Source organism: Spirosoma validum (assembly GCF_014699035.1).
Lineage (GTDB): Bacteria > Bacteroidota > Bacteroidia > Cytophagales > Spirosomataceae > Spirosoma > Spirosoma validum.
Window position 1 is genome coordinate 1 of sequence record NZ_JACXAA010000001.1, and the last position, 22,551, is coordinate 22,551.

The following is a 22,551-nucleotide window of genomic DNA, read 5'->3' on the forward strand; positions in this document are numbered from 1 at the left end:
CGGCCCCTATGGGACATCACGCCCCCTCCGGCCCAAGCCCCACCGCGGCCCGGCCCGTGGTACCCATTCAGCCATTTAGTTCAACTGACGGCTCATTCTTCAAAAACTCCTCAATAGTTTGCCCCACTTTTTCCATCAGTAGCGTTCTGGCTTCGATACTGGCCCAGGTAACATGTGGAGTTAGGACCAGTCTTTCTTTATGCTGAACATGCAGCAGTGGATTCTCCGGGCTGATCGGTTCTTTGGTGAATACGTCGATTCCCGCTCCGGCCAGTAAGCCTTCATCCAGCGCCCTGGCTAAATCTGCCTCATTGACAATACCGCCCCGACCGACGTTGATCAAAATGGCCGACTTTTTCAGGCATGTCAGGCGGTCGTAGTTAAAGAAGTTGGCCGTGCTGTCGTTCAGCGGTGCGTGAATGGAAATCACATCACAGGTACGTAAGAACTCATCCAATTCCAGCCGCTGATACGGTTGCTGCGTGTTCTGGCCGGAGGTCGAATAATACACGACTTCACAGCCAAACGCTTCGGCAATTTTTGCCACCTGCCGGCCGATATTTCCCAGGCCGACAATCCCGAATCGTTTGCCAGTCAACTCCCAGAACCCCCTGCCGAAATGGGTAAAAATGTCCGTCTTTGAATAGCTTCCTCCCTTTACATACTGATCGAAATAGGGTATATCGACGAGCAATTGCAGTAGAATGGCAAAAGTCCCCTGGGCCACGCTCTGGGTTGAATAATCCATTGCGTTCTTTACCGGAATTCCGCGTTTTTCGGCGGCAACTTTGTCCACATTGTTGGTTCCGGTAGCGGCTATGCAAATCAGCTTCAGGTTAGGTGACTGCTCGATGATCGACTGATCCAGAACCACTTTGTTCGAGATAATTATGTCCGCATCTTTCGTCCGTTCCAGGGTTTGTTCGGGCGACGTCGTTTCGTAATACGTTACCTGACCATAGTTTTCTATCAGGTTTAGATTGGGTATATCACCAATGGTTTTCGTATCTAAAAACACTAATCGCATAGGGAGTGAGGATTTGCTGAACAAAGAAATATCGACCGGTTTGACTACCAGTTATGGAATTGTTCTGACTTTAACTACTACTTTTTTGACGCCGTCGTATCCGTCCACTTTATTACTGGGATTGTGCGCTTCCTTGGGCGTAACGATATAGAAAATCCCTGGCTCGGCTACGTAAAATTTACCTTCATCAGTCGTATAAAAACCGATGTCCTTATCGGCACTATATTCCTGGGCCACGTTCGATTTCACTTTCTCGACGGGAATAATGCCAATCTGCTCTTTTCCTTTCACGACGTAGTGAATGTCGCTGTAGTTGAGATGAGCCTCAAATTTTGACTTGGAGATTTCGCGCGGAGGGCCTTCGCTAATGGTAGCATAGACGTTTTCGTCGTCGATGGGGTATTTACCGGGCCGGAGCCGGGTAAAATCTGTGTTTTTCAGAAAGGCAAACGCTTTATCCCAGGCAGCTTTGTTGCCGTTATATTGCCGGGCAAACTCCTCCTTGTTAATAGGATTGGCTGGTTTGGCGGACAAGCCGTTGAGCCAATCCATTTTGCCGTACCATTGCTCCGCTTTTTTCTCAGTCCATCCTCCAGCAGACTGAGCACGTACCGTAAAACCACTCAGACAGGCAGCGCTCAGGAAGAGAACCGACAGTAGCTTAGCGTGTTGCATTGTTGTGCTATTTAGTATGAGGTGAGAAGAGCGTTTTTATCATGCCGACCGGTTTGCCAGTGCGGCATGACAAAAAAGAGCCTCTTTGCTTCGTTAATTCTTACTCACCTTTTTCACCTGTCCCAGGCCAAATTGATCGCCAGCGGCAACGGGTTTACCTCCGTTGAAATGGATTTCTACCATTTTCTCGCTTTGTACATCATTGTGATCCTGATCTTCCAGAGAAGCAACAATTTTTCGGGTTTTCACATCAATGACCTCACCGGTTGCTGGATACGCATATTTACCATCCAGGCTAAACGTGATCCAGCCGGGCATATCTTTTAGGGCTATGGTCGTTTTCTGTACGGGCGGCATCACCGTGTTGTCGAAAACATGCAGACGGAGATTATGCCCGTCGCACAACCAAAGCTCTTTTTCATCCGGTGTCAGGCCAATGCCGTGACTGGGACAACCATGACGTCTTACTTCACCCACATTCCAGCCTTCAACCACCACGCGGTGCAGAAATTTTCCGGTGACTAAATCCGCCACTTCAAACCCAAGCAGGCCGTTGACATTCACATACACAAGCGTCTGCGAACCATTAATTGTAAAAGGGCGAATCTCAGCACCAAAGGGACCTACCTGCCGACTAACGGTATGCGTTTTCGTATCCGCTACGTTCAGCATCGGTGATTTTAGCCCGGCCATGTACACCTCTTTGCCGTCGGGTCCGTAAATGGTGTTGTGTGACCCGGAGTTGGTAACGATCTTGGTAATTACATCCCCCGTTTTAGCGTCGACAACGTTCCAGTGTGCTTTTTCGAGCGAGGGTGCGTAAATGATCTTGCCATCGGGCGATATGGAAATTCGGTCGACACCGCCTTCGTATTCTTTTTCCCATAGCGTTTTTTCCGTGACCAGATCGATGCACTGAATGGCCTCCAGGGTGCTGATATAAATGCAGTTGGTAGCCAGGCTCACATCAACGCCCTTTACATTCGATGGTACGCCTTTTTTTGACGAACCTGTGGGGGATGGTATGTCTTTTTTTAACAGACCACCAGGGGTCTTAATGAATTTGACGAACTTGTGGTTATTGTCGATGTCGAAGACCTGAATTCCATGCCCACCATAGCCCAGATAGTTTCGGATACCGGGCGTCACTACGTATAACAAACGCTGCACTTTAGGCGCTGGCTTGGGTGCATTAACCACCAGTTTATCGCCCGATGATGCTATCCAGGCGGTTGCTGACATGAAGAATAAGCCGCCTAGAAGCAGCGCGAAAACGGTTTTCATTGTTTTCATAATTTCATTTTTAATAGAAAAGAGCCAGAATTTATTAGTACGTAGTGTTACCATAATGCAGCCGGACTGCTAAAGCGATTCTATCGAGCAATGATATTCAACTTACTGGTAGCCCGGGTTCTGCGGAAATATCGTCGGGTTATTCACTAGCTGAACCTGCGCCAGCGGCACCGGAAAGACGGTCATGTGTTGTTTCATACCGTATTTCTGCATGACCGTGTACGCCTGACCCGTCCGAACCAGATCGAACCAGCGGTGTCCTTCAAACGCCAGTTCCCGACGACGCTCCAGAACGATCTGATCACGTAGCGCGGTCTGGGTTATTCCCGTTGCCAGCGGATCGAGCCCGGCCCGGGTACGGACCTGATTCAGATAAGGCAAGGCCGTCGCGGTTTTACCGTTCTCGTTCAGCGCTTCGGCATACATCAACAAAACATCGGCGTAGCGAATGACTTTCCAGTTGGCCGGACTGTCGTTGGCGGTCGTGATTCTGGTAATGTATTTCCGGGTATAGGCCGACATGTTGTTGGAGGAAACCAACAGCGGAATAAACTTACCCGTCGCATCAGTGTAGCCTTTCGAAGCCGTCAGGTCTTTCCGTTTATCTTTAGCGTCAAACAGATCGAACAGCACCTGGTGGGGCGTATTCTGATCATCAACCGAACCGGCGATGCCGTAAAACGTAATCATTGAAGTGACTTTAGGCGTAAAGCGATTGGTGTAAATACTACCTTCGCCACCCAATCCCTGCTCATATTCAATATCGAAGATGTATTCGGCATGGTGCTCGTTTTTTGTATAATCCCACAGGTCAGTCCAGTTCGGGAGCAACGAATACCCCATGGTAGTCACTTCCTGTAGTTTCGGTTCGGCTTTCGCAAAATCCTTCCGAGTCAGATACACTTTCCCCAGCAAGGCCCGGGCAGCTCCTTTCGTGGCCCGACCCACCTCGGCACCGGCATAACTGGCAGGTAGTTTGGCTTCCGCATCGAGTAAGTCTTTGATGATAATCTCATCATAAATCTTATCCACTTTTTCGCGGGGCGTTTTATAGGACTCATCGATAGATAAAGATTTGGTCACCAGCGGTACGTCGCCAAAGATTCGGACCAGGTCAAAGTAGGCCAGCGCCCGCAGAAATTCAGCTTCACCAATGTGCCGGTTTTTGTTGGTAATAACGGCGGCATCGGCCGTAGCAATCCGCTCCAGCAACGTATTGGCCCGCGTGATGGCTTTGTAGTAATTCCGCCAGGTGTTAATCAGCAGGGCATCGTCGTTAGAAAGGGTAAAATTATCGACAGCGCCCGGCGTCCCTTTGACCAGCTCATCCCAGACATCATCTCCGCGTATATCGCCGAAGTAATACATGTTCGCGTACTGATCCTGATAGATGCCGTAAATGCCAACGACGGCATCCTGGTAATCTTTATCGGTCTTATACAGTACGTCGACCGTTACGGTATCGACGGGTAGAATTTCGATAAAAGTCTTCTGACAGGAGGTCATCAACAACGTGACCAGTGCAACAAGTGAAACGATCTTTTTCATTGGTATTGAATAGGTTAGAAGCCAATGTTGATACCAAACAGAATACTTTTCGCAGTGGGATAATCGTATCGCTCATTGCCCGGTGTTAGTGGACTGTCGCTTCGGCTAACGTCTGGATTAAAGCCGATGAACTTCGTGAACAGGAACGGGTTGTTGGCTGTCACCGATAGGCGTACCGAACTCAGTCGGGCTTTCCGGGCAATGTTTTCGGGAAGCGCATAACCAACGTTGATGTTGTTGATCCGTAGATAAGAGCCGTCGTCCAGCCAGCGTTGACTATAGAGTCCTCTGAAGTTACCCGTCGGTACGTCGTTGGGCCGCACAGAATACCCATTACCCGGATCGGCCTCCGATTTCCAGTAGTCATTCATAAAGGCATATTGTCGGAAGCGAGCGCGATTGTTCGCCATTTGATCCCTTGATAAAGCCAGTACGTCGTTTCCCTGTACCCCCTGCAGACTGATGCTCAGACTAAGGTTTTTGTACGAAAAACTGTTGGTCATTCCATAATAGAAATCAGGGTAAGGGGAACCCATAATGGTCCGGTCAAGGCTGTTGATAACCCCATCTGGAGTGCCGTTAGGGCCGCTGACATCCACGAATCGAACGTCACCTACGCGGGAGGCATCCCGCCCGCCCGGATTCCAGAGCGGCCCTTTGTCCAGTTCGGCTTTGGTCTTGAAAATACCATCAGCGAGCCAGCCATAGAACATACCGATGGGCTGTCCAATCTGGGTAATGTTACCGCCTGAAATAATAGGATCGCCCGACGACCCTAAGCGAACGACCTCATTTTTATAAGCCGAGAAATTGAGCGCGGTCTGCCATTTAAAAGCACCCTGCGTGTTTACGGTATTGAGGGTTAGTTCCCAGCCCGTATTTTTTACTTCACCGATGTTCTGCAAGGCCGTGTTGAATCCGGTAATATCCGGGATGTTTACGTTCAGCAGCAGATCCGTATTTTTCGACAGGAAGTGATCCAGCGTCAGCGCCAGTCGATTGTTGAGAAAACTCACGTCAAGACCCACGTTGACCTGTTGCTGAGTCTCCCAGGTCAGATTTGGGTTGGACAACCGTCCGGGCGAAAAGCCACCCACTCCTGTTCCGCCAAGTACGTATTTTTCGTAGTTGATGGTAGCCAGGTGGTCGTAGTTTCCGATGTTGTTATTGCCGGTTTTTCCATAGCTGGTGCGCAGTTTCAGTTCGCTCACAAACCGGAAATCTTTCATGAAATTCTCATCAGAAACCCGCCAGGCCAGCGCGAAGGACGGGAAAAGACCGTATTTGTTCTGCGCCCCGAAACGGGAGGAACCATCGGTCCGCATCGACGCCGTTACGTAGTATTTGCTGTTGTAGTTGTAGTTGATACGTCCCAGATACGACAGCAGCGACCACTCCGCTACGTTGGAAGAGCCCCCCGTCAGAATTCCGCTCACGGCGCTTAAGGTCGGCACGAGGTTATTGGGATAGCGGTTGCTGGTCAGCGTGTTGGATTCAAACGTTTCCCGCTGCGTCGTGTAGCCCAACAAGCCGGTGAAGTTATGTTTCCCGAAGCTTTTGGTATAGTTCACCGTCGTTTCCGTGATCCAGTTCAACCGTTGCGACGCATTGTCGGTGCCCGACGCCAGCTCATTCAGAAAAGCCGCCATCTGGGGTTTGAAGTAGCTGCCTTTGATGCTCATCAGGTTAATGCCCAGCATGACGTTGACCTTCAGATTATCCAGGATAGCATATTCAAGGAACGTGTTCCCCAGAAAACCAACGCTTTTCTGTCTGGCTTTAATTTCGTTGGCCAGGGCCAGTGGATTTTTGCTGGTCACAACGGCATCCAGCCCATTGCCGAACGGGTAATAACTGCCGTCGGGATTGTATAATGATTGATAAGGCGGAATGACCAGCGCATTATACAGCGGGTTGTTGGTAATGTCGGAAAACGTGGCTATGTCTTCGGCCCCTGCTCCACCTACATTGAGTTTGTCTGTGTAAGACGGATTCAGATTCACTTTTAACGAGAGTTTCGGCGACAGTTTCGCGTCGAGATTGGCCCGGACCGAATACCGTTTGAAGTTGGTATTCAGTATGATCCCGTCCTGATTGAAGAACTCGCCACCGATGGCGTAGCGCATGTTTTCGCTGCCACCCGACGCCGTCAGCTGATACTGTTGCTGGGAGGCCGTACGCAAAATGGCATCCAGGGGGTCTTCGTTGGTGGTGAGTTTACCCGACAGTACGTCCAGAATGGTTTGCGGAACGGGTGCCTTCCATTTAAGCGGGTCGCCGGAGACGTCGTTGCCTTCATCCAGGTTCCGGTTACGCACGCCATCGTAATAATGCTGCGCTTCTTCCAGCCCCGTTTGTAGCACCGGACGTTTAGCTATTTTCTGAAAACCAAACTGATAGCTGAGATTGATGGCAGCCTTGCCCAGTTTGCCTCGTTTGGTATTGATGATCACGACGCCATTAGCGCCCCGCGATCCGTAAATCGCAGTAGCCGAAGCATCTTTCAGTACGTCGATCGTTTCGACGTCGTTCGGATTCAGGTTTTGAATACTGGAGATCGGAAAGCCATCTACGACGTACAGCGGTCCGGCCCCCGCCGAAATACTACCAATCCCCCGGATTCGGATCTGCGGAGCGGCACCCGGCTCGCCCGAAACGGGTTTGACCTGCACCCCCGCCACTTTCCCGATCAGGGCCTGATCAATTCGCGGAGCAGCCATCTCCTGAATGGATTTACTGCCCACCGAAGCCACAGAACCCGTCAGGTCTTTCTTTTGAATGGCGCCGTATCCAATCACGACAACCTCATTCAGCGTTTTGTCGTCAGCCGTCAACGTAACGTTCAGACTGGTGCGATTGCCCACGACAATTTCCTGCGAAGTATAGCCAACAAAGCTAAAAATCAACGTAGCAGCCGCGTTTGGAACATCCAGTTTGTATCGGCCGTCAGCATCGGTGGTCGTTCCTTTCTGGGTCCCTTTCAGCAAAATGCTAACGCCTGGCAGGCCCTCTCCTTTTTCGTCCGATACGGTCCCCTGAACCAAAACATCAACAACCTGTACTCTGGCGGCTGATAACTCCGCCAAAGCAGGCGTTACCGTCTGTTGCCTTTGCGGTTCAGGTTCTGATTGCTCAGCAACGATCGACGCGCCAACAGGAAATCGGGCCGTGTTTGGTTCCTCTTTCCCGGCTGAGCTTTTACCGATTACAACGTAGCTACCGTTCTTTACTTTTTTATAGCGTAACCCCAGCGGTTTAAGAATTGAACTCAGGTTCTCTTCGAGTCTGGCTTTCAGGTCAACGGCGTCGGCAGCTACTACTAACCCCTCTACGTTACGGTCGAAGAATAAAATGTCTGTATCATAATGATCCTGCAATTTTCTCAGCACATCCGTTAAGTGATTCGTTGTGGTTTTAGCGTACACTTCTCGCGGCTGAATCTGCTGGGCTCTGGCCAGTATCTGGGAAAAGCCAGGGTGTACTCCTCCCAGCCCTACTCCGATAAGAAGTAGAATACGTACTGATTTTTCCATATAGTATAAGGGTTTAGTTAATGCTGCTGGGTTATAATCAGGCTACTACCCTGCCGTTGGTACGTTAGATCGGAGGCACTCGTCAATGTTTCAATCAATTCTTCCGCACTATTGGCCGTAAAGGCACCCGAAACAGTCCACTGCATCAAGTCTTTATCCGGGAATTGAAGTTGCAGGCCGTAATTTTCCAGGAAAAGAGTGCTGAGTTCAGCTAGTGTCGTCTGCTCAAAAACAAATCGATGCTCTTTCCAGGATACAAAATCCCGCGAGTTAGCGACCTGCTTTACGCTGGCATGCCCGGCCGGGTCGAACGTGACCAAATGACCAGGCTTCATGGTCAGCTGTTTAGCCGTTTCACCTTCCTGATACCGCAGCTGCACTTTCCCTTTGTTAAGAACCACTTTCTGTCCGTGCTCGCGGGTGTTGACCATAAACTCAGTACCCAGCACGACTACCTCGAATTTTTTATTGGTCTGAACAATGAAGTTCTGATGACTGGGCGTGTGCTTGATCGAGAAGTCAGCTTCACCCGCCAGTATGACTTCGCGGGTATTCTGACCGAAACCAAAGCGCGGTACCTGTAATGTTGAGTTGGCATTTAGCGTAACCCGACTTCCGTCTGAAAGCGTAAGCGTACTAGTTTCTCCGAATGGCGTCTGGTAAGTTTTATAGAGGATACTGTCTTTAAAGTGAAGCCCGCTGAATAGAATGACCAGGCTGATCGTGGCCGCAATAAACCACCGAATCCAGGGCAAGGAAAGCAATGAACGAACTTCTGCTTCAGTACCCGGAACGGTATTAGCTGTTCGCACGGGCTGGTGAATCATCCGTTGTTGATGCTTTTTTAGGGCTTCATTGACATCGGGGGTAAATTGACTATTCTGGTTTTCCCACGCAGCCAGGCATTCGAAAAACAACTCCCGATTCTGTTCGTCTTTTGCCCACTCATCAATTTGCTGTTTTTGCAGGGCAGTCGCCTGTCCGGCAAAGTAATTGAAAAGTGATTCTTTCGATATGCGTGGTTTCATGGGTGAGATCGTTAATAACCATACGACGATTTTGCGCCTGTAAAACACCTAGTCAATGCCAAAATAAGTTTAGCTCCAAAGTGCAGCAAATAAGCAAATCAAAAACTGCCATTTGTTTTTTAGGGCATTTCGGATCTGATGAATGGCCTGATACAGATGAGACTCGACCGTACGCAGGGATAGATTTAACTCATCGGCGATCTCCTGATATTTTTTGCCTTCAAAGCGATGCATGACGTAAATCTGTCGTCGTTTCAGTGGCATTGCGTTAATGGCATCCTCTACGTCGTGATAAAGCTCTTCGTATTGCGTAATTGAATCCGGGCTTTGTGTACTGTGAGCCGGAACAAACTCGGCATGGTCCAGCGATGTGCTCTGCCGCATCTCAGCCCGAATGTAATCGAATGCCCGGTTGCGAACCGCCGTAAACAGATAAGCCCGATACGAAGACGTTATCGTCTGAAACCGAAGCTCACTGTGAAATTCATAGAAAATATCCGACACAATATCTTCCGCAACGGCTTTTGAGGAAACGTACCGTACGGCGTGGCTGCATAACAGGGTATAGTACTGCCGAAACAGCAGGCTAATTCCTGCATCCACATCCTGCTCGAAGGTTTTTCGTATAAACAGCTCGGTATCCAGTTGGGGTCTTTCCACGGGATTCTTGGTCGTGTCTTCTTCCCGCCAAAAGGCTGGATTTGTCCTGTTTGGAGAGACGTTGAGCGGCTGGATGTGTCCCATTTCGGTTAGTAAAGGCAGAAGTTGATTCATTGTTGGGTTCGCTACGTGGTATTGGCCCGGACGACTAAATCATGACTTAGCTGAGTAAGGTGCTGTTTAAGGAGAGACGATTTCGTGTACCAAAAACACTTAGTCTATTTTTAATTATTTTTTTGAAAAATTGAATTTTAATACGTCAGGATGGCAATGTACCGGACCAAATGCGCCAGACACTTTGTAGAGCATCAAAGTATTCTGGCACTACGGATGAAGATCAGCTAAAGGGTAAAACCTTTAGTAACGGGGTTGTGGTAGAAAGGCAAAGACTAACGTATCCAGAAAAATTTAAGCTGAGCTACGTTTTTATAAACGATTATACTCGCGTGGTGTCAGGTTCTTAACCTGACGCTGGGAGGTTTTGAGAAACCTCGGTTGAAGATGCTGACGAGGTTTTGAGAAACCTCCCAGCGTCGGTTAAAAGTAACCGACGTCACATCAGCTGCCCCCGGCAGGATCGCATAGAGCAGTAAATTGATTAGACTAAATGTGATTTTGCCTGACTATTCACCAGGATAGGATGTAGTCGAACTGGCTTCCGACTCCAGAATGAATACCGTCATAGAAATTGGGCCGTGGGCACCCAGTACCAGGGCTTGCTCAATGTCGGCCGTTTTAGAAGGGCCACCAATAAAAGCGCCAAAACCGTAGTCCCCTACCCCGATTTTCTCGTACGCTTCGTGCAGGGTCGGAACGATACGTTCGGCCGGGACAACTACGGCCAGATGCTGACAGATGTAAGGAATGATCCGTTGGCCCATCCGTTGTTCCGTCAGCCAGACCGCGCCGTTTTCGGCAACGGCCAGTTCAGCTTCCAGCACGGCCAGTTCGATATCCTCGAACGAATGGGGCATTACCTCCGCCGAGTACAGTTCAATCCGATCGCTGACGTCACGCAGTTCCGGCAACGTAGTGATGATCCGTCGAGTACAATCAAACGTTTCCTGAATCAGTCCTTCCACTTCAGCCAGACTTTTCACGACAAAAACGCTCCCACCGATGGTGGTAAACACATCGCTATACGTTGAAATAAGGTCCTGGTCAGTGCCTTTAAATGAATCGATATTGGGTAAGGGACTGGCTGGTGGCTGGTTCGCTAATACAGCGGCCAATATGCGCTCTTTGGTATTCATTTTGTTAGTCTATTCCTGTTTTTCATCCTCTTTCGGACCATTTTTAGCGTACCATTCGCCGAACGATTCCTTCGGACCGCCGGGCATTTCCCGTTGTTTGTACCACAGGTTGAACTTGTTGTTCACGGCAAACGGAATGTTGTTCAATACCCACCGACCGGCTCTCCCGATACGTGCGTACGAAGCAGGCGACGACAATGTCCAGGCCATGGCTTTGATACCCAGCACTTTGGTGTTAGCGGCATATCCTTCCTGAACAATCACCTGACGCCATTGATACAGTTGCTCATGGATGTTGATTTTCACCGGACAGACATTGGAGCAGGAACCGCATAGCGTTGAGGCAAAGGGTAAATCCGCGTGCTTCCGCATGTCCAGATTCGGAGCCAGAATCGCACCGATGGGTCCTGAAATCGTATTATGGTAACTCAAACCACCACTTTTTCGGTAAACCGGACAGGTATTCATACACGCTCCACAGCGAATGCATTTGAGCGAACTCCGAAAATCAGGTCGTCCCAACTGGCGACTTCGGCCAAAATCGACCAGTACCAGGTGCATTTCCTGGCCTTTGCGCGGTTTTTTAAAATGGCTGGAATAGATCGTAATCGGCTGTCCGGTAGCGCTGCGTGCCAGTAGTCGTAAGAAAACACCCAGATGCTTTTTCTTTGGAATGATCTTTTCAATCCCCATCGACGAAATCTGCACCTCGGATAAGTGGGCACCCATATCGGCGTTTCCCTCGTTGGTACAGACGACATACTCGCCCGTTTCGGCAACGGCAAAGTTGACGCCTGTCAGAGCCGCCCGTCGCGTTACGAACACATTGCGCAGGTGTCGGCGGGCAAACCGGGTTAACGTAGTTGGGTCCGATACGCCTTTTTCGGTGCCTAAGTGTTCATGAAAAATATCGCCGATTTCCTCTTTCCGTTTGTGAATACAGGGTAATACAATGTGGCTGGGTGGTTCATTATCCAGTTGCTGAATGTATTCGCCCAGATCGGAATTGATCACGTCGACGCCCCGTTCAATGAGGTATTCGTTCAAATGACACTCTTCCGTCAGCATGGATTTGCTCTTCACCAACTGATTAAGGCCCTTCTCCTTCAGAATAGAATAAACGATGGCGTTGTGTTCCTGAGCATCGGCGGCCCAATGCACGGTTATTCCGTTCTTCGTAGCATTGGCTTCAAACTCCAGTAAATAATCGTGCAGGTTCGATAGTACGTTGTTTTTAATCTGCGAGGCCGCTTCACGTAGCGCTTCCCATTCAGGTATGTTTTTGGCGGCCATGTCGCGCTTCTGACGAATCCACCACAGAGCGCCGTCGTGCCAGTTGACCCGCTCTTCGTCTCTAATAAACTCCTCCGCTAAGGCGGAATGATCTTTGATCGTCTTTTCCATCAGTGGGTTGAGTTTAAGATTTGAGCGATGTGCAGCGCTTTAATACCCGTTTTGTTCCGTTGTAAAATGCCTTCCAGGTGCATCAGGCAGGACAGATCGACCGAAGTAATGTACTCGGCTCCGTTTCGTTGGTGATCCAGCACCCGGTCTTTACCCATTTTAACCGATACAGCCTCTTCAGCGATACAGAACGTTCCTCCAAAACCGCAGCAATCGTCCGGTCGATCCAGCGAAACCAGTTCCAGTCCGTCCACCATGTTTAACAAACGGACGGGTTTGGAGAAAGGCGGGGCATTAAGTTCGCTCATCTGGGCCAGATGAAGCCCCCGCAAGCCGTGGCAGCTCTGGTGAATGCCTACTTTGTGCGGAAACCGGGCTTTCAAATCCTCGACATTCAGCACATCGGTTAGAAACTCAACCAGTTCATAGGTTTTCGATCGGATACTCTCAGCCTGCGCTGGGTCATCGGCGGAATGCAGATGCTCCTTAACGTGGAGTACGCAACTGGCTGAAGGCGCCACAATGTAATCGAAGCGGGCAAAGTTTGTCACGAACAGATCGTTACATTCTTTCGTCAGATGCTCGAATCCGGAATTGGCCATGGGTTGCCCGCAACAGGTCTGTTTAGGCGGGTACGCCACATCGACGTCCAGTTTTTGTAGCAACTGCAACGTAGCGATGGCAGCCTGCGGATAAAACTGGTTGACGTAACAGGGTATGAAAAGTCCGACGGTCATGGGTTTGGTATAGGATCAGCGTTACTCGACTACATTCCTAAAGCACTAAAAAATATTGATTTACTAATACTCGATTGACTTAATGGTTTGAGAAAAAGGTACCACGGGTTTTAACCCGTTTTTTGAGTCAATTCCTGAACGGGTTAAAACCCGTGGTACCGGCAATAAGAATTAGATTGGAGCAGTAGTGAATTCAATTACAGTCCATTACTCTAAAGCGAATCATCAATCGAATTACTCTACCGAACGATCACCCATATACGTAAAAGATTGCTTTTTCCCTGTTTGCCGTTCAGTAAAGCATTTAGTCGTTACGTATCAAAACTTGTACAGCAACAATCCATAGCCCACGCCAGCTGGATCGGCGGTATTTGCCAGTTGGAATGCCATGTATTTCCCATCACCCGATACGACCGGATTAGACGCTTTGCCGCCCTCATAATCGTTGAAGTTGGTTAGCCGAACAAAGTCTTTCCCAGTGCCATCGAGTTTCAGTTTCCAGATATCGATGTTCGCCGGACCACGCTTACCACCCAGCCAGTCACACTGACGGTCGGCTTCGACCAGAGCGTATTTGCCATCCGGAAAAATCCCCTCGCATTCGTTGTAGGTATTCGGTTTTTGGGAATGGTTAACCACTTCGTTCGTTTTCAGATCGAGGGTCATGGTTGACGCATTCAGGCCGGTTTGTTTCCCAGCTTCGTCCCGAACCGGCTCATACCGAACAAAGGTCATTTTTGAATCATTATCGAAAAAATCCTGGGCTTCAAACGGATAACCCGTTCCTTCGTAGACGGTCTTTTTATTAACGAGTTTGGGCGCACCGCCTGACAGATCAACTTCGCAAACGACTAGTCGGGACGCTTTCTCGGCCAGTTCCGGCGCCTGATCGTGTACCTGCGAATAAGCAATTTTCATACTCTTCTTCGAAATGGCCATGCCTTCGCTCATGTGAACACCAAGTTTAATCGGTTTAGAACCCGGCACTTTGCTCAAATACCAAAGCTCATTATCCCTCGACCGACTGATACGGATATCCTCAAATTTTTCGGGACCAATCAAAATATAATCGCCGTTGGAAAGGTGCATGACCCGCAGAAAAACCGCAGCCGGTACGTTGCAGGTCAGGCATTTCACCTGGCGGGTGGCCAGATCAAGTACCATCGCATCCCCGAAACTTTTGGTCATAAACGCAATCCGCTTGTTATCCGGCGAAAAATCAGCGCGTTCGCCGAAACCGGTTAGTACGTCGATGTTTTTGGGTAAGTGATCAAGTGGACTGCCTGCTTTCCGTTTTTTCAGGGGATCATCGGCAGACAACTGGCGGAGGTACTTCCGCGCGACAACGCTTTCAGCCGGGAAAGGAATCCGCACGGATGATGCGACGAAGAAGGAAGCGATGAAGAGAGTGGATACTACGTTCATGTCAATAAGGGTTTAGTTTTATCAATTCTGCCAGAGCCATACATAACCGATCCTGACTCAACGAATAAGTTTTACAATGCGATAAGGTGTTTCCTGAGCCAGGTCCGGGTAAATCCGTCCGACGCCGTTATTATCCATGACTTCGATGAAGTACATCAAATCCCATTTCGGATTAATCTGGTCGCCGGGCACCACGGCTCGATACGTATCTTTTTCGTCGGGTGACTGTTGCATAAACATCGTTTGATAAGGAAGCTCCTGGTTGACGTTTCGATAGCGCAGCCTCGCCCACTTCATACCAGCCGGAGCGCTTACATTCACCTGAACAACAATGGGTTTACCTACTGGCGAACTGATAATGGGTTGGTGAGAAATCCGAAACGGATCGGGCGTAACGGCATCGGTCAGTGGTTTATACGGAAGGACCACCGAAGATACGGCCGCCGTGGACACGGATGGTTTAGCCGTACTGGCTTCCGCCCGGACGGCGGTTCGTTTTTGTTCCAGATTCGCTAGTCCTTTTTCCAGTGCAGTCAGTTCGTCTTTCCAATGGCCACAGAGGTCAAATACGCAGACACCCATCGCCAGATTATCCGTATACACATCGCCCGCAGCCGCTACCAGTTGCTGCCAGGCCTGAATGGCTTCCCGTTCTTTGGCCAAGGCTTCATCCAGAGCTGCTACGTTCTGGGTTCGGTCATAGATGCGGTAATTGACGGCCGCCAGAATACGCTTTGCGTGATACAGCGCCAGATTCGACAGGATTTTCAAATCGGTCAGCGTGGAGACAAACTCTTTACTCCGGTTGCTACCGGCTGCTGTTTCGGCCTGAGCGATCAGTTGGTTCAGACTTTCGGACGTTTGCCGGAACCAGTGGCTATTGGCCGACGGCAACATCCTGGCCGTTTCGCCCCCTTCGGTACGTAGTTTGGCTTCTTCATCGAAACTGGCGAACTGCGCCATGTCGCTCAGTTCAGCTTTGGCAAACGTCGGCAAATCGCCTAACCGTTGCTTCTCCGCCCAGCCTCGTGTGGTAGGAAAGCTGGTATACGGGTAGCTGGACGTAATGATCCGGGGCAAAACCCAACTGGCCTGATGGAGCGCTTTTTCAAGGAGCGGACCCGCCTTTTCGCCAAAGCGACGGTTAAATTCAGCCTGCCAGACCACCGGATCAGTTGAGGGATTATAGCCGATCCGTCCGAACGTCTGGAAGAAATGCCAGTACCGTTCAAATTCATAATCGTAGTATCGGTAGGCTGGATTCAACAAATCAAACGGTTTGGTCTCGTGCGGCTGCGCTTCCATTTTGGTCGCCAGCGGTTCGTTGATCTCAAAACCATCGCCATCATACAGATGCGTGCTTTCAGCAAACCGACGGGCGTAATCCGGATTTCCCCACAGCAGAATACGGGTGGTGCCTCCGCTCCAGAGCTGCCAGTTCATCCGGTATTTTTGCGGGTACTGCAGCAAATGAGCGTAGCTGTGGCGAATCGGGCTTTTATCGGGATTTACTTGCGTCGGGTGGTACGGCATGCCCATCTGTTCCATCCAGTATTTGGTATTGATCCGAAAATTGACGCCCACAGTCAGCGCACTCTGAATCACCGACTCGGGTAACTCTTTCGCCCGCAGGTCCAGTTGCAGATTGGGTGCCGTGGTTTTCATCATCCGGAAAACATCCGTCCAGAAACTCTCCTGTTCGCCTTCTTTCAGACCCGATTCGTTGTGCATCCGAAACTGAATGGCATCCAGGTTCGGCACCTGTTTAACAAATTTCGCCAGTGCCGTTTTCGTGTAGGCGGTCAGGTTGTCGGCATTCAATCCCCATACCAAACCGGGCACGGGTTTATCCGGCGCGTCCTTCGTTCCGGGAATACCCCCGCCCTGGACACCACCCCGGTAAATGTGGTCCCAGATACCGACGGTAAACTCAATACCCCGGTCGTGCGCCATCTGGATCAGACGATTGAAAGACGACAGGTTGCGTTGCTGCTGCTGGGGCGTAATGCCGACCATTTTCACATCCGGGTAGCCTTCTACGTCGAAGAAATACGGATAACAGGGTGCCAGAAATCCACCATTTTCATAGCCGAAAATGACCACCAGCTTGTTATACCGGTTCCGGGCCAACTGATCGAGGTAACGAGTCCAGTGTTTTTCGTCGTATAGCCGACTTTCCCAGTACGCCCGGTTCATGGTGTAAATGGAAATAGCCCGGTTGCTAACGGCAGGTTTCTCCGTAATTTCTTTCACCTCACGCAAAGGTGCTTTGGTATCTTTACTCCAGCTAATGCGGTCAGCTACGTCCAGCAGGGCGTACATCAATCCCCGGTCGTCCGAGCCACTAACTACCCAGACCGGTTTTTTCGCTGAACTAGTCTTCCAGATTGTCAGGGCCTCGGCGTCTTTCGGTATCGGATGATTTCCCGTTTTCAGTAACGTAGCGGCCGCGCCTGCGCCTGTTGTCAGACCCATTACCAGAACCGCTTTCCCCCGTGCCTGACCGACCGTCGTTACGTTCTCAAACGAAACCTGCTTTGCCCGTAAGGCGTCTGTCAACTTTGTTAATCCATGGGCAACAGCAGCACCCGGCGTTTGATCCGTTACAAGCGAGAGTTCCGGCGCGTCGATGGCCGCATAGCCACTAAGCTGATAAATGAGCAAACCGGTCAGAAGCGAGAGAAATGACCAGTTTGGCAGGCAACGTATCGTCTTCATACAGGCAAATAGTTAATGGGTTGTCAGAAGCTCGTGGGTACGCTTGTTACTTATTTCGCCGGGAGAACCGTCGCGTTCCTCGCGATGTCGACATCCCTGGCAACGTCCGGTCTGAGTGTCTCCCAATGAAACCGCCGAACGGTATCGGTCACCACGCGTTTTCCATCTTTCGGGTACGAGTAAGCCGCCAAGGGCATATCAGTATACAGCGGACGCGTAATGCTAACCACTACATCCCAGTAATTCAGGGCGCTTTCCAGGTAGCGTACAGCCGCCTTTTTATGCACTTCACCACCTTTTCGTCGATACGTTTCCAGGGATACGGCTCCTCTCAGTTTCTGAGCAAAATACAGACCTAGGTTGGCCCACACTTTTATATCAGCCACTTCATGCTGCCGCGACGTATTCGAGGTTACGTTGATCGTTTTCACCCGACTGAGCGCTTTTTGGCAATCCTGTTCGAGCAAACTGGCCAGCCTAAGTGGCGTAATCTTATCCCGACCGAAAGCCGATTCAACGGCCCCTTTTTGAACGTAATCCGTAACGGAGACATACGTAGTGTCCATGGTCGGCTGACTGATCTGGCGATCAATGGAAATGTACTCCATGACCCGGTTATTCATGGACATGAACCCCTCGCTGTAGAGCGTAAAATCCCAGGTAAAATTGAAGAAGGAAGCCAACCGGATCGGCGTCATACCGACCAGTGCCGAGGCCTCCAGCAGCGGTTCGGCCGTTTTGCCGTACCGTCTGACAAACTCATTTTTGAACACCGCGTCAGGCGTTGACGAGTCGTAGAGTAACCGGCCCCACAGCGCATAGAACAGCCACTGACGCTGGAAAGCATACTGCCAGTCGACCGATAAACCGGGTTTGGTAAAGTAATCCTTCGCCGGGATGTAGCCTTCCGAACCGACAAAATAACCACCGACGTACGGATGGGTATTCTGGCGTATGTGCTGACGAACAAAATCAGGAACGCCCCAGCGCAGGCAGAAAAAGTCTTCGTTACGGGCCATCCAGGCAATCCGGTACTTTTGGGGCTGGGGTTTAAAGTACGTATCGCTGATCTTCCCGCCATGTACCTTGATCAACTTAGGCGACGAAAACGCATGCGACCAGTTGAATTTGATTTCTGCCCAGATCGGTCCATCCAGAAAGTCGAGTTCTTCCATGGCGTTGCGAGTCAACTGTTCCGTGTCGACACTGGTTGACCCGCCCGTCCGCGTATTGGCTTCGAGCGGTACCCGGTGGATAAGCTTTGTCTTGCGTTTCGCCTGCCGAATGCCTTCCAGAAACGTTTCACCGAACCAGTCCTGACGTTGCTGGGGTGTCATGCCGCCCATAGCCTCGCCGTGCGTAAAGCCCAGTCCTGTCAGATCCGGGTATTCGTCCAGCACCTGCGTTACGCACTCACGGGTATAGCGTTTGATGATCGACGACGTATCGGCCGCCCCGAAATGAATCCGCTGTGTTGGGTCTTCGACGCCCACGTGATGCGCTTTGGCAAATTCGGGACTGACGAAGATGTTCCAGTTGACCAGGTACGTATCGATGCCCCGCTCCTTCGCCATCCGAAAAAGTCCCCGGTATAACGTCTGCCAGTCGGCCAACTCCTGATCAGTGAACGGACAGGCTTCGGGAAAACTTTTCGGCCGAATCATGTACGGAAACGGGTGAAGATTCCAGAGCGTCAACGCGTTGAATCGGTTCTGGGCCATCATGTCCAGGAAAGATTCCCAGAAGCGTAGGTCCCGGCAGGTTTCCCGATGCAGTTCCATCGCGTACCCTTCCCGATAGGCGTCCCAGGGCAGATTGAACTTGATGGCGCGGAACGGTAGCTTCGCCTGTTCATGACGGGCTTTAATCGTTTTCAGAGGTACCCCGTTCTGTATGTCTTCGCTGACGGAAAGACAACCGTAGAGAAGCCCCCGTTCGTCGCTGCCGTTAATCGTTAATTTCCCGTTGGCTGGAACAATAGAAAAGGCTTCCAAACCGGGTTCGCTGGGGTTCACGGCAAGCTGTATGGTATAGTCGGCCTGACCTTCTTTCAGAACGTAGCGTTTTGCAAGCAATGCTTTTTCAAGTCGATGCGCAGCATAGACCGTCTGGGGTTTTGTTTGATCATACAGCAGCTTTACCGTCTGCGAAAAGCCGAAGGAAACAAAGCCAATAAAATGAACAGCAAAAACAAGTACGTTTCTCATCCGTCGTTACGTTTGGTTCAGGCTTGCCGGATCAGGAAATACGGCTGGTTCGTACGTTCAGCATTGAAACCCGGATAAAGCGAGGCCACGTCCGGGCTTTCTATTACCTCAAAATAATACTGCAGTGGGTACGGTGAGTTGGTATAAGCCGCCGGAATCGTGGCCCGATGCTGCGCACGTTCGGCCTGCATGTCGATCATCTCATAACGTTCGGCCTGATCAACGTGGCGATAATACAGCCGGACGGATTGGGGGGCTTTCTCAAACGATACGTCAATGACAACCGGTTGGCCCGCCCGGAAAGGCGATGGCTGGGTATGACGGCCAGCAACCATCCGGCGCTGGGGTCGTCCCATCGCCTGTTGAATCGCCTGCTGTACACGCCCACCACCCGACTCGTCACCCGGTTTAGCCTGCTCCAGTTTTTTCGCCATCGCGGCAATATCCTCATCCATTGCGGGCAGTCGGTCGAGCCAGTGACCACGCAGGAACGTTCGTTCGCCAACGGTAATGTCGGGTTTATACACGTCTTTCGCCCGGTTGGCCAAATCGGCCCAGAACGTACGGGCGGTGCGGTAGGCTTTGAGCGACTGTTCCAGCGCCGTTCGATCGCCGGTTTGTTCGAAGATGGCGTAGAGCACGCTCGCCCGAAATTTGCTGGCGAAGAATCGTCCCAAACCAATTTGCATAGCTACGTCGACGACCATTCGCCGGAATTCCGGTGTTTTTTTATTGGTTGCGCTCGCTTCGGCCAGCCTCAGTTGTTTGTCGGCTTCGGCAGCGTAATCCTCCAGCCACTGCGCCGTTTCGATGGGTGTATATTTGCCGCTACGTTCCCCTTTAAGCATTTCTTTCACGCAGTCGTTGATGGATAAAAACAACTGCGGATCGAGCGGGCTGACGTTGCCGAACACTTTAGGCGAGGGCGTATCGTACAGATGACTGATGTTGCCGTTGATGGTTGGATCGACAATAGGCTGATTGGTGTACAGTTCGGGCCAGTACGTGTTGTTGCCCGCCGACGTAGCGTGTGCCGTCATGACGATGGGCAAAATCCGGGTGGCATTGGCCAGCGCCTGTTCAACGGCTCCGCCCCCCGCGCCAAACTGACTTTTCAGATAACGATTCCAGGTCGCCGGTTCCGCGTTCGGATTGTAAAGCAGCCTACCGAACAGCCGTAGTGTATACTGATATTTTTCCCAGTCCCAGCGCGGGGCTAACGTAGCGTCGGCGTAGGCACAACGTCCTCCAGCAATTCCCGTCCCACGGCGTCCTTTAAACGAAAGCGGTTCCATCAGTTCGGCACCCGCACTGCCACTAAAACTGAACGCCCGGGCGTGCGCGGCCTGGGTAACCGGATCACCCCAGAGCAGCAGCCGTTGCGTACCGGGCCAGATCCGGTGCAGGACTCGATACGGACGATTTTCTTTCAGCAGATCACCATACCCATACCGCATAAAGCTCCGCGATCCTTCACTCAAGTTCATCAGGGTCGATGTCTTTTTCTTCGGATCAGGAACTTCCAGGGCGCGAATATCAGTCTGGTGATAGGGCATTCCGAGGTGTTCAGCCCAGTACTTGGGCGAAATCACAATGGGTAACCCCGTGTTCACAGCCGAGTCGATCATGGTCTGGTCCATACCCTTCGAATGCATGTCGATTTCGACTTTCCGACCACACGTAGCCACCCCCTCAAACACGGTTTGCCAGAATTTATAACTGCCTTCATTCACGCCACTTTCGCCATGAACCCGAAACGTTACGCCACTGATAGCCGGACAGGCTTGTAGCAGCGTCCGTACCGCGTCGCGGCAGTAGGGACCGTGGTTTTCGGGGGTGAGTCCGGTAATGGTGTAGTTGGGATTCGGACTGTCGAGCCATTGATAACCGTGCATCCACAAGCCCAGTTGAAACTGCATACCCCGCGCCACGGTCTGCTCGCTGATGAATTTCAGCATCGCCAAGTTATTGTCTCGTTCGGCATCCGAGAGTTCCGGCACCCGAACGTTGTAGCCGGGAACCGCTAGCAGAAACGGATAGGAAAACAGGAAATACGCATCCGTTACGTTCCGCAGAAAATCGTAGCCAATCCCCAGACTCAGGTTAAAGCGATTGAAGCGCTGCGTCGCCAGCATGGTCAGGTATTCGGGCCACATCGCGCGGTCGTTGAACCAGCCTTTATCCTCTACATCACTGACAAAAAGCCGGGTCAGGCTACGGATGGCGTTGGCAGGCTGCTCAACGAGAGGTTTCTGAATTGTGAAGGCAGCGACTGGCTGAACCTCGTACTGAACTCGATCAACCAGTTCAAGCACAGCATACATCAGGCCACGTTCATCCTGACCGCAGGCCAGCAACACAGGTTTCCCCGCTGACTGACCCATGACCAAACCCAGCGCTTCGGGAACAGAAGGCACAGCGACGCCACCCGCCTTCAGCAACGGCTGAGCCAGTGACGAGCTGGAACCAGCCAGCATGATGCACAGATTACCCGTCGTTGCCTGGGTTAACTTCGTGCATCGCTGGACAGCGATACGTCGGTTGGTTAACGTCTTCGCCAGTTCGGCAGCCGCCCATTGCATCGGAGCCGCGTTCGCAATCGAATCAGCCGGATCGACAACAAGGGAAATTCCCTGCGCCTGGAACGTTTCAAGCCCGTCAAATCCAGCGCCTAACGTAGTCAGACCCGCCATTTTCAAAAAAATCCGACGACTAACCTGGGGAATATTCTGACTGATTTCCTGTTGCATATTACGAACTATTAAATACGAATTGACTACTTTATCAAACCCTGACAAATCAAATTCTACTGAATATTCTTTAGCGCAAATTTCCTTTACAGCAGGCTGTTAACACCAGATTTTTTACCCCTAAATCCCCCAAAGAGCAGGGCTGTTAAGTTCTGATTGTCAACCTGAAAGGGTGTAATCTTTGTAGAAAAAGTAACCACCAATCGAGCTAGAACCCCGGAGGGGTGACATCATTTCACCCCTCCGGGGTTCTGGGGATAGTCTATGGGGCTTTTTTTCTATAAACATGCTAC

General features: G+C 50.9%; 14 protein-coding genes. All 14 read right to left on the reverse strand.

What is annotated here, in order from left to right; translation table 11 throughout:
* Window positions 1-67: 67 nt before the first annotated feature.
* The 14 genes from IC230_RS00005 to IC230_RS00070 all read right to left on the reverse strand — a co-directional run bounded on the left by IC230_RS00005 (window position 68) and on the right by IC230_RS00070 (window position 22,258).
* On the reverse strand, window positions 68-1,027 hold the full coding sequence (locus tag IC230_RS00005; protein WP_191036909.1) for a D-2-hydroxyacid dehydrogenase: 960 nt from the start codon (window positions 1,025-1,027) through the stop codon (window positions 68-70).
* Between the two features lie 51 nt (window positions 1,028-1,078).
* The gene (locus IC230_RS00010) at window positions 1,079-1,702 is read right to left on the reverse strand and encodes a YhcH/YjgK/YiaL family protein (RefSeq protein WP_191036910.1); all 624 of its coding nucleotides are present in this window, start codon (window positions 1,700-1,702) and stop codon (window positions 1,079-1,081) included.
* 93 nt (window positions 1,703-1,795) lie between these two features.
* Complete coding sequence (locus tag IC230_RS00015) at window positions 1,796-2,995, reverse strand: YncE family protein (RefSeq protein WP_191036911.1); 1,200 nt, start codon at window positions 2,993-2,995, stop codon at window positions 1,796-1,798.
* Between the two features lie 102 nt (window positions 2,996-3,097).
* Window positions 3,098-4,543: a RagB/SusD family nutrient uptake outer membrane protein gene (locus IC230_RS00020; RefSeq protein WP_191036912.1), complete on the reverse strand. Its 1,446-nt coding sequence runs from the start codon at window positions 4,541-4,543 to the stop codon at window positions 3,098-3,100.
* A gap of 14 nt (window positions 4,544-4,557) precedes the next feature.
* A complete protein-coding gene (locus IC230_RS00025) occupies window positions 4,558-8,076 on the reverse strand; it encodes a SusC/RagA family TonB-linked outer membrane protein (RefSeq protein WP_191036913.1) in 3,519 nt (1,172 codons plus the stop codon).
* Window positions 8,077-8,093: 17 nt separating this feature from the next.
* Window positions 8,094-9,104 (reverse strand): FecR family protein, encoded by a 1,011-nt coding sequence (locus tag IC230_RS00030; RefSeq protein WP_191036914.1) that lies wholly within the window; start codon window positions 9,102-9,104, stop codon window positions 8,094-8,096.
* A 69-nt stretch (window positions 9,105-9,173) separates the two neighbouring features.
* Window positions 9,174-9,878, reverse strand: coding sequence for an RNA polymerase sigma-70 factor (locus IC230_RS00035; RefSeq protein WP_191036915.1), 705 nt, complete (start codon window positions 9,876-9,878; stop codon window positions 9,174-9,176).
* A 509-nt stretch (window positions 9,879-10,387) separates the two neighbouring features.
* Window positions 10,388-11,017 (reverse strand): LutC/YkgG family protein, encoded by a 630-nt coding sequence (locus IC230_RS00040; RefSeq protein WP_191036916.1) that lies wholly within the window; start codon window positions 11,015-11,017, stop codon window positions 10,388-10,390.
* A gap of 9 nt (window positions 11,018-11,026) precedes the next feature.
* A complete protein-coding gene (locus IC230_RS00045) occupies window positions 11,027-12,421 on the reverse strand; it encodes a lactate utilization protein B (protein WP_191036917.1) in 1,395 nt (464 codons plus the stop codon).
* Window positions 12,421-13,158 (reverse strand): (Fe-S)-binding protein, encoded by a 738-nt coding sequence (locus tag IC230_RS00050; RefSeq protein WP_191036918.1) that lies wholly within the window; start codon window positions 13,156-13,158, stop codon window positions 12,421-12,423. The genes IC230_RS00045 and IC230_RS00050 overlap by 1 nt, the downstream gene beginning before the upstream one ends.
* 318 nt (window positions 13,159-13,476) lie before the next feature.
* The gene (locus IC230_RS00055) at window positions 13,477-14,583 is read right to left on the reverse strand and encodes a TolB-like translocation protein (protein WP_191036919.1); all 1,107 of its coding nucleotides are present in this window, start codon (window positions 14,581-14,583) and stop codon (window positions 13,477-13,479) included.
* A gap of 57 nt (window positions 14,584-14,640) precedes the next feature.
* Window positions 14,641-17,301 carry a hypothetical protein gene (locus tag IC230_RS00060; RefSeq protein ID WP_223860133.1) on the reverse strand — a complete coding sequence of 887 codons (2,661 nt, stop codon included), beginning with the start codon at window positions 17,299-17,301 and terminating at the stop codon, window positions 14,641-14,643.
* Window positions 17,302-17,351: 50 nt separating this feature from the next.
* Window positions 17,352-19,508, reverse strand: coding sequence for a beta-N-acetylhexosaminidase family protein (locus IC230_RS00065; protein ID WP_191036920.1), 2,157 nt, complete (start codon window positions 19,506-19,508; stop codon window positions 17,352-17,354).
* 17 nt (window positions 19,509-19,525) lie between these two features.
* A complete protein-coding gene (locus tag IC230_RS00070) occupies window positions 19,526-22,258 on the reverse strand; it encodes a hypothetical protein (protein WP_191036921.1) in 2,733 nt (910 codons plus the stop codon).
* Between the last annotated feature and the right edge of the window lie 293 nt (window positions 22,259-22,551).

Coding starts and splice junctions, on each gene's coding strand:
- IC230_RS00050 (WP_191036918.1), bottom strand. CDS start 13,158: ATGACCGTCGGACTTTTCATACCCTGTTACGTCAACCAGTTTTATCCG.
- IC230_RS00015 (WP_191036911.1), bottom strand. CDS start 2,995: ATGAAAACAATGAAAACCGTTTTCGCGCTGCTTCTAGGCGGCTTATTC.
- IC230_RS00060 (WP_223860133.1), bottom strand. CDS start 17,301: ATGAAGACGATACGTTGCCTGCCAAACTGGTCATTTCTCTCGCTTCTG.
- IC230_RS00005 (WP_191036909.1), bottom strand. CDS start 1,027: ATGCGATTAGTGTTTTTAGATACGAAAACCATTGGTGATATACCCAAT.
- IC230_RS00055 (WP_191036919.1), bottom strand. CDS start 14,583: ATGAACGTAGTATCCACTCTCTTCATCGCTTCCTTCTTCGTCGCATCA.
- IC230_RS00025 (WP_191036913.1), bottom strand. CDS start 8,076: ATGGAAAAATCAGTACGTATTCTACTTCTTATCGGAGTAGGGCTGGGA.
- IC230_RS00065 (WP_191036920.1), bottom strand. CDS start 19,508: ATGAGAAACGTACTTGTTTTTGCTGTTCATTTTATTGGCTTTGTTTCC.
- IC230_RS00010 (WP_191036910.1), bottom strand. CDS start 1,702: ATGCAACACGCTAAGCTACTGTCGGTTCTCTTCCTGAGCGCTGCCTGT.
- IC230_RS00020 (WP_191036912.1), bottom strand. CDS start 4,543: ATGAAAAAGATCGTTTCACTTGTTGCACTGGTCACGTTGTTGATGACC.
- IC230_RS00030 (WP_191036914.1), bottom strand. CDS start 9,104: ATGAAACCACGCATATCGAAAGAATCACTTTTCAATTACTTTGCCGGA.
- IC230_RS00045 (WP_191036917.1), bottom strand. CDS start 12,421: ATGGAAAAGACGATCAAAGATCATTCCGCCTTAGCGGAGGAGTTTATT.
- IC230_RS00040 (WP_191036916.1), bottom strand. CDS start 11,017: ATGAATACCAAAGAGCGCATATTGGCCGCTGTATTAGCGAACCAGCCA.
- IC230_RS00035 (WP_191036915.1), bottom strand. CDS start 9,878: ATGAATCAACTTCTGCCTTTACTAACCGAAATGGGACACATCCAGCCG.
- IC230_RS00070 (WP_191036921.1), bottom strand. CDS start 22,258: ATGCAACAGGAAATCAGTCAGAATATTCCCCAGGTTAGTCGTCGGATT.